The sequence below is a fragment of the Agrobacterium deltaense RV3 genome (assembly GCF_900013505.1).
Classification (GTDB): Bacteria; Pseudomonadota; Alphaproteobacteria; order Rhizobiales; family Rhizobiaceae; genus Agrobacterium; species Agrobacterium leguminum.
Genome location: NZ_LT009745.1, coordinates 22806 through 35883, shown reverse-complemented (window position 1 = coordinate 35883; position 13078 = coordinate 22806). Strand labels below are relative to the sequence as shown.

General features: G+C 61.1%; 12 protein-coding genes. 10 read left to right on the top strand and 2 right to left on the bottom strand.

Features of this window, described 5'->3' with window-relative positions; all coding sequences use genetic code 11:
- Positions 1–14: 14 nt before the first annotated feature.
- Positions 15–338, top strand: a complete 324-nt coding sequence (locus AGR7B_RS00160; protein WP_003507179.1) for a YbaB/EbfC family nucleoid-associated protein — start codon at positions 15–17, stop codon at positions 336–338.
- Positions 339–395: 57 nt separating this feature from the next.
- Here the strand turns inward: AGR7B_RS00160 and AGR7B_RS00155 are convergent, their stop codons facing one another.
- Positions 396–1031, bottom strand: a complete 636-nt coding sequence (locus AGR7B_RS00155; RefSeq protein ID WP_162933996.1) for an MOSC domain-containing protein — start codon at positions 1029–1031, stop codon at positions 396–398.
- Between the two features lie 37 nt (positions 1032–1068).
- Here AGR7B_RS00155 and recR point away from each other — a divergent pair, with 37 nt between their 5' ends.
- Positions 1069–1674 carry a recombination mediator RecR gene (recR, locus tag AGR7B_RS00150; protein WP_003524309.1) on the top strand — a complete coding sequence of 202 codons (606 nt, stop codon included), beginning with the start codon at positions 1069–1071 and terminating at the stop codon, positions 1672–1674.
- Between the two features lie 38 nt (positions 1675–1712).
- Positions 1713–2978 carry a lytic murein transglycosylase gene (locus tag AGR7B_RS00145; protein ID WP_080855752.1) on the top strand — a complete coding sequence of 422 codons (1266 nt, stop codon included), beginning with the start codon at positions 1713–1715 and terminating at the stop codon, positions 2976–2978.
- Positions 2979–3163: 185 nt separating this feature from the next.
- Here AGR7B_RS00145 and AGR7B_RS00140 read toward each other — a convergent pair whose 3' ends face one another.
- Positions 3164–4792, bottom strand: a complete 1629-nt coding sequence (locus AGR7B_RS00140) for an MFS transporter (protein WP_004439071.1) — start codon at positions 4790–4792, stop codon at positions 3164–3166.
- A gap of 287 nt (positions 4793–5079) precedes the next feature.
- Here AGR7B_RS00140 and rimP point away from each other — a divergent pair, with 287 nt between their 5' ends.
- From rimP to rpsO, 7 genes are all read left to right on the top strand, one after another.
- Complete coding sequence (rimP, locus tag AGR7B_RS00135; RefSeq protein ID WP_059758925.1) at positions 5080–5676, top strand: ribosome maturation factor RimP; 597 nt, start codon at positions 5080–5082, stop codon at positions 5674–5676.
- A gap of 64 nt (positions 5677–5740) precedes the next feature.
- Positions 5741–7357 carry a transcription termination factor NusA gene (gene nusA / locus AGR7B_RS00130; RefSeq protein ID WP_059758923.1) on the top strand — a complete coding sequence of 539 codons (1617 nt, stop codon included), beginning with the start codon at positions 5741–5743 and terminating at the stop codon, positions 7355–7357.
- A complete protein-coding gene (locus AGR7B_RS00125) occupies positions 7354–8055 on the top strand; it encodes an RNA-binding protein (RefSeq protein ID WP_080855751.1) in 702 nt (233 codons plus the stop codon). Before nusA ends, AGR7B_RS00125 begins: the two co-directional genes overlap by 4 nt.
- Positions 8056–8157: 102 nt before the next feature.
- On the top strand, positions 8158–10896 hold the full coding sequence (gene infB, locus AGR7B_RS00120; protein ID WP_080855750.1) for a translation initiation factor IF-2: 2739 nt from the start codon (positions 8158–8160) through the stop codon (positions 10894–10896).
- Between the two features lie 133 nt (positions 10897–11029).
- Positions 11030–11446, top strand: a complete 417-nt coding sequence (gene rbfA, locus AGR7B_RS00115; protein ID WP_065656377.1) for a 30S ribosome-binding factor RbfA — start codon at positions 11030–11032, stop codon at positions 11444–11446.
- A 3-nt stretch (positions 11447–11449) separates the two neighbouring features.
- Positions 11450–12397 carry a tRNA pseudouridine(55) synthase TruB gene (gene truB, locus AGR7B_RS00110; RefSeq protein WP_080855749.1) on the top strand — a complete coding sequence of 316 codons (948 nt, stop codon included), beginning with the start codon at positions 11450–11452 and terminating at the stop codon, positions 12395–12397.
- A gap of 163 nt (positions 12398–12560) precedes the next feature.
- Complete coding sequence (rpsO, locus tag AGR7B_RS00105) at positions 12561–12830, top strand: 30S ribosomal protein S15 (RefSeq protein ID WP_004439050.1); 270 nt, start codon at positions 12561–12563, stop codon at positions 12828–12830.
- Positions 12831–13078 lie beyond the last annotated feature (248 nt).

The following is a 13078-nucleotide window of genomic DNA, read 5'->3' as shown; positions in this document are numbered from 1 at the left end:
CAGGAGATTGGCACATGCGTGACATCATGGGCATGATGGGCAAGGTCAAGGAAATGCAGTCCAAGATGGAGAAGGTGCAGGAAGAAATCGCTGCCCTTGAAGTCGAAGGCAGGGCTGGCGGCGGTCTCGTGACCGTCATTCTCAACGGCAAGGGCGAAATGCGCGGCCTGAAAATCGATCCTTCGCTGTTCAAGGAAGACGAGGTGGAAATCCTCGAAGACCTGATCGTGGCTGCTCACAAGGACGCCAAAGAAAAGGGCGAAGCGCAGGCGCAGGAAAAGATGGCCGGCCTGACCGCCGGCCTGCCGCTGCCGCCCGGCATGAAGTTCCCATTCTGATATAATCCGATCGAAGAGGATGGCGTGATGCACGCCGTCCTCACGTCTGGAAAAGGTCTAGACTTCCAGCATCGCGCGGAACCGGGTGGCAAGCGGCGTTTCGAGATAGGCTGCGCGTTCAGCCATATTGAACTGCATGGGGCGGAAGCGCTGGAGAATAGTCGGTATCGGCAGTTTCGTTCCCTGATAGGGTGCGAAGGCGATATCCTCCCCGGCGGCGAGCATTCCACCTTTCAGCACCCGGCAATAAAAACCCGGCTGGCCCGCCTGCCGGAAGCGCGGTGCGAAGTCCGGATCGCCGATGCGGGCCGACAGGGTGGCGCAGGGAATGCGGGCGGCGGTTACCTCCAGCACGACTTCGCTGGCCGAGAACCTGTCGCCGACATGGAGTTTCGCGCTGTCCACCCCCTCCAGCACGAGGTTTTCGCCGAAAAATCCGGGTTCGACGACAAAACCCAGCGTGCGTGACCAGAAATCGAGATCGACGGACCCCATAACGTAAATCGCCTGATCCGGACCGCCGTGATGTTTGCGATTGCAGACGGCGTCGCTGACGATACCTTCGGCATCCACCATGACCGGGCCCTGCACGGCATGTTTGAAGATTCCCGTCTTCGCCGTCTTTCCCGGCAGGCTTTTTGCCTCGCCCCGGCATACCGCCCTGATTTTCATGGACTGCCCTTTGCGCTTCATGATTCCCGTTTCCCGATTTATGCAGTAGAAAGCGCTCATGGCAAAACGAGTCACCGGTCCCGAAATCGAAAAACTGATCCAGCTTCTGGCAAAAGTGCCGGGGCTTGGGCCCCGTTCGGCGCGGCGGGCGGCGTTGCATCTGATCAAGAAGAAGGAACAGCTTCTCGGGCCGCTGGGTCATGCCATGGGCGAGGCCTATGACAAGGTGAAGATCTGCTCCTGCTGCGGCAATGTCGATACGATCGATCCCTGCACCGTCTGCACTGACGACCGGCGCGACCAGTCGGTCATCATCGTGGTGGAAGACGTGTCGGATCTTTGGGCGCTGGAGCGGACGGGTGCGATGAACACCGCCTATCACGTGCTGGGCGGCACGCTGTCGCCGCTCGACGGCGTCGGGCCGGAGGATTTGAATATCAAGGGCCTGATCGACCGTGTCAGCGCCGGCGGTATCCGCGAGCTTATCATCGCCGTCAATGCGACGGTGGAGGGGCAGGCAACCGCCCACTACATCACCGACCGCCTTTCCGGTCTCGACATCAAGATCACCCGGCTTGCGCATGGCGTGCCGGTGGGTGGTGAGCTCGATTATCTCGACGAAGGCACATTGACGGCGGCGCTTCGGGCGCGCACGACGATCTGAAGCCACCCTCCCTCCCCGTTATTCAAAGAGGAGACCGAATGCGAAACCATTTTGCCCCGAAGGCACTGGCTGCACTTCTTTCCGTTTTTTCAGCAACGACGGCCTTGGCGCAATCGGCACCGACAGGTGCAGCCGCGGCCCGATACGACGCCGAATTTAACGTCTGGCTGAAAAAGGAAATCTGGCCGGAAGCCCGCAAGGCCGGCATATCGCAGAAAACACTTGAGGCCACGCTCAGCGGTCTTTCCATCAGCTGGAACCTGCCTGATCTCGTCATTCCCGGCCAGAAGCCCCCGAAGGAACAGAGCCAGAGTCAGGCGGAATTCTCCTCGCCGGGCGCCTATTTCTCGGAAAAACGGCTGCAGGGATTGGCGGGCACCGGCCGCTCGCTTGCCGCCACCCACGCCGCGACGCTGCGCAGGATCGAGGCGAAATACGGCGTGCCCGGTGATATCGTCGTTGCGATCTGGGGCCGCGAATCCGGCTTCGGCCGGGCAAAACTGCCGCATTCCGTGGTCGATGTTCTGGCCACAAAAGCCTATATGTCGACCCGCAAGGAGATGTTCCGCGCCGAGCTGATCGATGCGCTGAAGATCGTCGAAAGCGGCGATATCGCAGCTTCGCGCATGATGGGCTCCTGGGCCGGCGCGCTCGGCCAGCCGCAATTCATGCCGTCGAGCTATCTCAAATATGCCGTGGATTTCGATGGCGACGGCCATCGCGATATCTGGAACTCCGTGCCGGATGCGCTGGCATCCATAGCAAACTATCTTTCGCAGCGCGGCTGGCAACGTAATCGTGACTGGGGTTTCGAAGTATCGATCCCCGCCAATGTCTCCTGCGCGCAGGAAGGCCCTGATCTTGCCCGGCCGGTGGCCGACTGGGCGAAGATGGGCATTGCCCGCATTTCCGGAAAAGCCTTTCCCGCCAACGACCTGACCGCCGACGGCATGATGCTGGTGCCGGCTGGGCGGCATGGACCGGAATTTGTGGTGACGCCTAATTTTTACGTCATCAAGGAATATAATAACTCCGATCTCTACGCGCTGTTCATCGGCAATCTCGCCGACCGCATCGCCCATGGGGCAGGCCCGTTCAAGGGTGAATGGGGCAATGTCGGATCGATGCTGCGCTCCGACGTGCTGGCCATGCAGAAGGCTCTGGTTGCCAAGGGTTACGATGTCGGCAAGGCAGATGGGCTGGCCGGTTTCAAGACGCGTCGCTCACTCGGCGACTGGCAGGCGAAAAACGGCCTTGCGCCGACATGTTTTCCGGATGCAAGCCTGAAGGCTAAGCTGAAATAGCACGTTACGGGCGACGTCGGAAAACCTCCCCGTCGTCATGCTCGGGCTTGTCCCGAGCATCTGCAACCGATTGATTTAACGATACGTGGTTGGATCCTCGGGACAAGCCCGAGGATGACGTCGAGGGTTATGGCAAGGACCCAATAGCCTTTTTTACCTGGCCCGTTTCTGCCTCTCCCGGCCTCTCAATGCTGATCCGTATGGGGCTTGTGAAAGATATCGTCGGTCGGCGGAATGGTCTGCCGCTCGATCATCCGGTGCACGCGCGGCCGTGTCTTGCCGCGGTGAAGCTCCAGCAGCCGGTCCCAGGCCTCCGCATCCGCCTGGGTGCGGCGGTGGTTGTGGCGGACATATTCCACCCATGTCGGCACATGGTAACTTTCGGTCCAGATGTCAGGGTTTTCGAGATCGCGCATAAGGTTCCAGTTGCGGGCACCGTCCCGGATGCGGATACGGCGACGCTCGGCCATCAGTGGCAGAAATTCGCCGAGGTCCTCGTCATGGATTTCATAGTCGATGAGGATGGCGATGGGGCCGCTGCGCGGCTTGATATCCAACCTCAGCGGCGGTTCAACGAAGCGGTTGAGCGGATCGAGGTTGAGCGAAGCAAAGGCCGGCATGGCGAGCTTTAGGCCGACGACGACGCCAAGCAACATCAGCGCGCACGAACAGAGCAGCGAATAGGAAATGCCGTAATCTTCCGCCAGCTCGCCCCACAGCCAGCTGCCGACCGCAATGCCGCCGAAGGTGAGCGTCTGGTAGAGCGAGAGCGCCCGGCCAACCACCCAGCGCGGGGTGGAGAGCTGGACGATGGTGTTGAAGAGCGACAGCGCCAGAACCCAGCAGGCACCGGCAACGGTGAGCACCAGCGACGTGATGATCGCACTCGTGCTCACCGCCGTTACGCCAGCGCTGAAGGCGAAGCCTAGAAATGCGACGCGCACGATCCATTCGCTGGACAGGACCTCGCGCAATCTGGCGCTGATCAGCGCACCGCCAATCGCGCCGACGCCGAAGGCGCCCAGCATGACGCCATAGGTCAGAGGGCCGCCCTCGACCAGATCGCGGGCGACGATGGGCATCAAGGCAAGGATGGCGCTGGCGGAAAGGCCGAAAAGGAAGCCGCGCACCAGCACCTTGCCGATATTGGGCGACATCGCCACATAACGCATGCCGGCCGAAATGGCGGCCAGAAGCTGCTCGCGTGGCAGGGTCGAGGCATATTTCGGCGGTTGCCAGCGAAACAGCGCATAGATCAGGGTGAAATAGCTCAGCGCATTCACAAAAAACGCGGCGGCAGCACCGGCGGCCGCGACGATGATGCCGCCGATGGCCGGGCCGACACTGCGGGTGATATTGAAACCGACGCTGTTGAGCGTCACGGCGGCGGGCAAATCCTCGCGTGGAACCATCTCGCCGACGGATGCCTGCCAGGACGGATTGTTGAGCGCGGTGCCGCAGCCGATCATGAAGGTGAAGAAGAGAAGCAGCCAGGGCGTGAGCCAGCCGGACCAGGCAAAGACGGTGAGCAGCACGGAGGCCGTCAGCATCAGGAGCTGCGCCGAAATCATGATGCGGCGACGGTCGAAACTGTCGGCCAGCGCGCCTGAAATCAACGAGAACAGCATGATCGGCAAAGAGGTGGAGGCCTGCACCAGCGCGATCATGTTTTCGGAACTCGAAAGCGAGGTCATCATCCATGCGGCGCCCACCGCCTGGATCAGTCCGCCGAAATTCGAGGCAAGGCTGGCGATCCAGATTCGTCTGTAAGTCAAATGCCTTAAAGGCGCGAGTGGCGATTTACGGTCAGGCACGCTCTGTCCACTTAATGCAACTGCGATTTGTCAAAAGGCAACTATAGACAGTGCCAGCGATCATGCCAGCCTTTCCGACATGGTAAGGGTGAAAATGTGACGGAGGCGGCACCCGAAGCGGAAGAGCCCGCTAAAACCTTGCAATCCCGCCCCGATGGGTCTATATGACCCCTGAAATTCTTGATCGCTTGATGAAGAGTGGGGCCGCAAGGCTCCGCTCTTTTTCGTTAGGCGAACCGGAAACGACGGGCAGAAGGCCCGGTGAACATCAAAGACCGGAAGGCCAGATGGCAGACACCGCACATGAACCGCGACTGATAACCGAAACGGGCATCGACCAGCGTATCGCCGAGATCATCGAGCCTGTTTTGACGGGCATGGGATATCTTCTGGTGCGCGTGCGGCTCTCCAACCAGAACGGCATGACGCTTCAGATCATGGCCGAGCGCGAAGACGGCACCATGACCGTCGAGGACTGCGAAGCCGTCTCCATGGCGATTTCACCGGTTCTTGATGTGGAAGATCCGGTCGATAAAGCGTATCATCTCGAAGTTTCCTCGCCCGGCATCGACCGGCCGATGGTTCGCAAATCGGATTTCACCCGCTGGCAGGGTCATCTGGTGAAGGTCGAAACCTCCATTCTGGTCGAGAACCGCAAGCGGTTTCGCGGCAAGATCGTCGAGGTCAATGCGGACGGCTTCAAGCTGGAACGCGACCAGATCGCCTATGGCGAGGAACCGACAGTCATCATTCCGTTCAGCGCGCTTTCGGATGCGAAGCTCATTCTGACGGACGATCTTATTCGTGATGCGCTGCGGGCAGACAAGGCGGCCAAGGCCGCCGCCGCAAACCAGAACGACGAAAACGAAGCAGACGAAGACTAATTCCAACGTAAAGCCCGGAAACAAGGGCGAACCCCGCAATCATGCGACTTACGGAGATAGAAAAATGGCAGTGAGTGCTAACCGGCTTGAGCTTCTGCAGATCGCCGATGCTGTGGCGCGCGAAAAGGTCATCGACCGCGAAATCGTGCTTGCCGCAATGGCCGACGCTATCCAGAAAGCCGCCCGCTCGCGCTATGGTTCGGAAACCAACATCCGCGCCGACATCAACTCCAAGACCGGCGAAATCCGCCTGCAGCGTCTTCTGGAAGTTGTCGAGGCCGCCGAGGATTATTCGACCCAGATCCCGCTGGAGCTTGCCCGCGACCGCAACCCGGATGCCAAGCTCGGCGACTTCATTGCCGACCCGCTGCCGCCGATGGATTTCGGCCGTATCGCCGCCCAGTCCGCCAAGCAGGTCATCGTGCAGAAGGTGCGCGAAGCCGAGCGTGACCGCCAGTATGACGAGTTCAAGGACCGCATCGGCGAAATCGTCAACGGCACCGTCAAGCGCGTTGAATATGGCAATGTCATCGTCGATCTCGGCCGTGGCGAAGGCATCATCCGTCGTGACGAGATGATCCCGCGGGAAAACATGCGTTACGGCGACCGCGTGCGCGCTTACGTCTACGACGTTCGCCGCGAACAGCGTGGCCCGCAGATTTTCCTGTCGCGTACCCATCCGCAGTTCATGGTGAAGCTCTTCACCATGGAAGTTCCGGAAATTTACGACGGCATCATCCAGATCAAGTCGGTTGCCCGTGATCCCGGTTCGCGCGCCAAGATCGCCGTCATCTCCAACGACTCGTCGATCGATCCGGTCGGCGCCTGCGTCGGTATGCGCGGTTCGCGCGTTCAGGCCGTTGTCGGCGAACTCCAGGGCGAAAAGATCGATATCATTCCGTGGAGCCAGGAACCGGCCTCCTTCATCGTCAACGCCCTGCAGCCGGCGGAAGTCGCCAAGGTCGTTCTGGATGAGGAATCCGAGCGCATCGAAGTGGTGGTTCCGGATGAGCAGCTGTCGCTCGCCATCGGCCGTCGCGGCCAGAACGTGCGTCTGGCGTCTCAGCTGACCGGCTGGGATATCGACATCATGACCGAACAGGAAGAATCCGAGCGCCGCCAGAAGGAATTCAACGAGCGCACGGCACTCTTCATGGAAGCGCTCGATGTCGACGAAATGGTCGGTCAGGTTCTGGCCTCCGAAGGCTTCGCGCAGGTCGAAGAGCTGGCCTATGTCGATCTCGACGAAATTTCCTCGATCGACGGTTTCGATGAGGACACCGCCGATGAAATCCAGACCCGCGCCCGCGAATATCTGGAGCGCCTGGAAGCCGAAATGGACGCCAAGCGCAAGGAACTCGGCGTTTCCGACGAGCTGCGCCAGATTGACGGCCTGACCTCGCAAATGATGGTGGCGCTGGGTGAAGACGGCATCAAGACCATCGAGGACTTTGCCGGTTGCGCGGCGGACGACCTGGTCGGCTGGAGCGAGCGCAAGGACGGCGAGACCAAGAAGTTCGAAGGCATCTTCTCCAAGCTCGATGTTTCGCGCGTCGAAGCCGAGAACATGGTGGTGCAGGCCCGTCTTCTGGCAGGCTGGATCACCGCCGAGGAGCTTGCTTCCGCAGAGGAAGCCGATCCTGAGGCTGCCGAGGAGGCGGATACCGCCGAGCAGGAATGACATCGCAGGCGCATGAGCCGGACGATCTGCCCGAGACTGACGATGACGGGCGGATCAAGGGCGACGTCAACGGACGTATGTGCATTGTGACACGGCAGAGCGGATCGCCGGATGAGCTGATCCGCTTCGTCGCAGGCCCGGACGGCAACGTCGTTCCGGACCTGAAACGCCAATTGCCGGGGCGCGGTTGCTGGGTAACACCCGAGCGCGCCCTGATCGAGAAAGCCATCGCGAAGAAGCTCTTCGCACGGGCTCTCAAACGCGACGTCAAGGCCGGGCCGGAGCTTCTTGCTCTTCTCGACCGGCTGATGGCGCAGCAGCTTGCAGGCATGATGAACATGGCGCGCAAGGCGGGCCAGTTCATCAGCGGCGCGATGAAAGTCGACGCCGCCGTCCGTTCGGGACACGCGATTGCCGTGTTTCATGCAACCGATGCTGCGGCTGACGGCGTCAGAAAACTGGACCAGGCCCGCAAGGCCTGGGCACTCGGCAGCGATGCCGGCAATGAAATTCCGTCCTTCCGGCTCTTCAGCGGCGCCGAAATGGACGAGTTGATGGGCCAGAATGCTTTTATCCATGCCTGCGCGCTTGCAGGGCAGGCGGGTGAGGGTGTAGTGAAGCGCGCAACGATGCTTGAGCGGTACCGCCTTGGCGGCCAATCTCAGGCGGAACGCGACGCTGCCCGGACAGAACAATGACGCGGTTGCCCGACATGAACGGTCGCCGCGTTCCGATGCAGCAATTGAACGACGAGACCTGATGAACGTCATCCGGTTCTCGTCCGAAGGAACGGGAACGGAATGACCGACAACAACGACGACAAGACACTTAACGCACAGCCTAAGAAGACTCTCACCCTCAAGCCGGGCGGGATGAATCAGGGCACCGTGCGGCAGGATATGGGTCGAGGTCGCACGAACGCGGTTGTCGTGGAAACACGCAAGCGCCGCCCCATGCGTCCTGAAGACGAGAAGCAGGTTCATTCGGTTGCAGCGCCCGCTCCGAAGCCGGCCGCTCCTGCCGCCGCGGCAGCACCGCGTCCGCAGGCGCCGCAGCAGCGCATCCACCAGCCAAGCGGCCAGCAGCAGCGTCCGGGTTCCTCCCAGCCGCAGCAGCGTCCCGGCGCGTCCGCACCGCAGCAGCGCCAGCCTGAGCGTCCGCGCGGCAACGTCCTGCACGACCTTTCGGCAGGCGAGATGGAAGCCCGCCGCCGCGCTCTGATGGAAGCACAGGCCCGCGACGTGATCGAAGCCAAGCAGCGCGCCGAAGACGAAGCGCGCCGCAAGGTGGAAGAAGAGCGCCGCATCGCCGCCGAAAAGGAAGAGGCCGCACGCCGTGCCGTCGAAGAGGCCGCAGCCGCCAAGCTGGCCGCAAGCCAGCCCGCCGTGGAAGCAAAGTCGGAACCGGTCGATGAAAAGCCGGCTGCCGCCGCCCAGCCGGCGCCGCGCGCCGAGGCTCGTCCTCAGCCCGCCGCTGCCGCCCCTTCTCGCGCAACTCCCGAAACCGCTGCTCCACGCGGACGTCGTACCGATGGCGACGACGAGGACGATCGCGGTGCACGCCGTGGCAACCTGCCGGTTCGTGGCAAGGTCGCCGCGCCTGCACCGGCAAAGCCGGCTGCACGCCTGAAGACGGAAGAAGAACGCCGTCGCGGCAAGCTGACCGTCACCTCGTCCAACCTGGATGAAGACGGCACGCCGCGCGGACGCTCCATGGCATCCATGCGCCGCCGCCAGGAAAAATTCCGCCGCAGCCAGATGCAGGAGACCCGTGAAAAGGTCATGCGCGAAGTGATCCTGCCGGAAACCATCACCATTCAGGAACTGTCGCAGCGCATGTCCGAACGCGCCGTCGACGTCATCAAGTTCCTGATGAAGGAAGGCCAGATGATGAAGCCGGGCGACGTGATCGACGCCGATCTGGCGGAACTGATCGCCGTCGAATTCGGCCACACCGTCAAGCGCGTTTCTGAATCCGACGTGGAAGAAGGCATCTTCAACCAGGCAGACGACGAAGGCGAAATGCTGCCGCGTCCGCCGGTTGTCACGATCATGGGCCACGTCGACCACGGCAAGACCTCGCTGCTCGACGCCATTCGTCAGGCGAATGTGGTTGCGGGCGAAGCCGGTGGCATCACCCAGCATATCGGTGCGTATCAGGTCGAAAAGAACGGCCAGAAGATCACCTTCATCGATACCCCCGGCCACGCCGCCTTTACGGCCATGCGTGCCCGCGGTGCGCAGGCGACGGATATCGCCGTTCTGGTGGTCGCCGCTGATGACAGCGTGATGCCGCAGACGATCGAGTCCATCAACCATGCCAAGGCGGCCGGTGTTCCGATCGTCGTTGCGATCAACAAGATCGACAAGCACGAGGCAAACCCCGAAAAGGTTCGCCAGCAGCTTCTGCAGCACGAAGTGTTCGTGGAATCGATGGGCGGTGAAGTGCTTGACGTGGAAGTTTCCGCCAAGAAACAGCTCGGTCTCGACAAACTGCTTGAAGCGATCCTGCTGCAGGCGGAAATTCTCGACCTCAAGGCAGATCCGAACCGTACCGCAGAAGGTACCGTCATCGAAGCGGAACTCGACCGCGGCCGTGGTGCCGTCGCCACAGTTCTCGTGCAGAAGGGTACGCTGAAGCCTGGTCAGATCATCGTGGCCGGCGACCAGTGGGGCCGCGTTCGCGCCCTCGTCAACGACAAGGGTGAACACGTCAAGGAAGCCGGTCCGGCCATGCCTGTCGAGATTCTCGGTCTTTCCGGCACGCCATCTGCCGGTGACCGTTTCGCGGTTGTCGAAAACGAAAGCCGCGCTCGCGAGATTTCCGAGTACCGCCAGCGTCTGGCACGTGACAAGGCTGTCGCACGTCAGACCGGCCAGCGCGGTTCGCTGGAACAGATGATGAGCCAGCTGCAGACTTCGGGAATGAAGGAATTCCCGCTGGTCATCAAGGCAGACGTGCAGGGTTCGGTCGAAGCCATTATCGCTTCGCTCGACAAGCTCGGCACCGACGAAGTCCGCGCTCGTATCGTTCACTCGGGCGCTGGCGCCATCACGGAATCGGATATCTCGCTTGCCGAGGCATCCAACGCCGCGATCATCGGCTTCAACGTTCGCGCCAACGCACAGGCACGTACGGCTTCCGAACGCGCCGGCATCGAGATCCGCTACTACAACATCATCTACGATCTGGTGGATGACGTGAAGGCAGCGATGTCGGGCCTGCTTTCGCCGGAGCGTCGCGAGACCTTCCTCGGCAACGCGGAAATCCTCGAGGTGTTCAACATCACCAAGGTCGGCAAGGTCGCAGGTTGCCGCGTCGTCGAAGGCAAGGTGGAGCGTGGTGCGGGTGTGCGTCTGGTACGCGACAACGTCGTCATCCACGAAGGCAAGCTCAAGACCCTCAAGCGCTTCAAGGACGAAGTGGCAGAAGTGCCGGTCGGTCAGGAATGCGGTATGGCCTTCGAAAACTACGAAGACATCCGCGCCGGCGACACCATCGAGTGCTTCCGCGTCGAACACATCACGAGAACGCTCTAAAGCATTCCAAGGAAAGTGGACCCCGGTTTTCCGTCCGGAAATGCGATTAGAACAAAGAGCGTTCTCGCCGCAAAACAGGAATTTACTGTCGGGCGCCGGCTTACCGGCGCTCGCTCCGTTTGAGGCATAACCAATGGCAAAAGCTACATCATCGGCCCCTTCGCAACGCATGCTGCGCGTCGGCGAACAGGTGCGCGCCGCACTGACCCAGATTCTCCAGCGCGGTGAAGTCCGCGACGATCTGATCGAAAGCACCGTCATTTCCATTTCGGAAGTGCGCATGTCGCCCGATCTGAAGATCGCCACCGCCTACGTGACGCCGCTCGGCGTTGCCGACCACACCGATATCATCAGCGCCCTGAACCGCCATGCAAAATACATGCGCGGCCGTCTCGGCCCGCAGCTTCGGCAGATGAAATACATGCCGGAACTGCGTTTCCGCGATGATACGAGTTTCGACAATTACCAGAAGATCGACGCGCTTCTGCGCTCGCCCGAAGTACAGCGCGATCTTGGACCTTCGAACGAAAAAGACGACGAACAGAACTGAAGCATGTCCAAACCACGCAAACAGCAGAACCGTAAACCCAAGGGCCGCCCGATTTCCGGTTGGCTCATTCTCGACAAGCCGCTGGATTTCGGCTCGACCGAGGCCGTTTCCAAGATCAAATGGCTGTTCAACGCCCAGAAGGCCGGCCATGCCGGCACGCTCGATCCGCTCGCTTCCGGAATGCTGCCCATCGCGCTTGGCGATGCCACCAAAACCGTGCCCTACGTGATGGACGGCCGGAAAATCTACGAGTTTACCGTCACCTGGGGCGAGCAACGCTCGACCGACGATCTGGAAGGCGAAGTGGTCGATTCCTCCGATCAACGCCCGGATGAACAGGCGATCCGCGATATCCTGCCCAATTATACCGGCGTGATCCTCCAGACACCGCCGCAATTTTCCGCCATCAAGATCGCCGGCGAGCGCGCCTACGATCTGGCGCGTGACGGCGAGACGGTGGAAATTCCCGCACGTGAAGTGGAGATCCATCGCCTGACGCTGCTTGCCAGTCCGGACGCCAACACCGCGCATTTCGAAGTGGAATGCGGCAAGGGCACTTATGTGCGGGCGCTGGCGCGCGACATGGGCCGCGATCTCGGCTGTTTCGGCCATATTTCGGAACTGCGCCGCACCATGGTCGCCCCCTTCGGTGAAGACATGATGGTGCCGCTCGAAACGTTGACGGCGCTGGAAGCCGTGGAGGATCGCGACGAACGACTGGAGGCGCTGGATGCCTTCCTGATCGACACGGCCGAGGCGCTTTCCGCCCTTCCCCGCCTCATCATCAACGACGACCAGGCGCACCGGCTGAAAATGGGCAACCCCATACTGCTGCGCGGGCGCGATGCACCGGCCAACCATCCGGAAGCCTATGCCACCGCGCATGGCAAGCTCGTCGCCATTGGCGAAATCGGCGAAGGCGAATTCCGGCCGAAGCGCGTTTTCGGCTAAGTCAAGGCTCGAGAGGGGCTGTCAATCGCCTCTTTCAATTGCACCCGGAATAGTTTATAGGCAGCGCCAGCTTGGGCTTTGCCTATGCTGCTGAATGGCCAGAGCTGGACGACATCCCGGCTTTAGGCGTCCCATTTTTCCTTAAAACAGAAAGGATCGTCCGATGTCGATTACTGCAGAGCGCAAAGCCGCCCTCATCAAGGAATATGCCACGAAGGAAGGCGACACCGGTTCGCCGGAAGTTCAGGTCGCAATCCTGACCGAGCGGATCAACAACCTGACCGGTCACTTCAAGGACCACAAGAAGGACAACCACTCCCGTCGTGGCCTTCTGACGCTGGTTTCGAGCCGTCGTTCGCTTCTCGACTATCTGAAGAAGAAGGACGAAGCCCGTTACACCAAGCTGATCGGTGCTCTCGGCATTCGCCGCTAATAACTTCTCCGGCGGGTTTCGCAACGATGCCCGCCGGTTTTTATATCCGGTCTTGTGAGGCCGCATGAATTTCCGGGCGTTCGCCGCTGATGTGGCCCCCGGACGATAAGGGTGACCCGGATGGGCCGGCGCCGCCTTTTTCAACCGCAGACCTGTCATGGGGCAGGATTGCCGGATGCTTGCTTTTCGAAGCCTCCCGCTGTCTTGCCCGTGATTGAGTCACAGCGCTGCTTCCGCCGGTCACGACG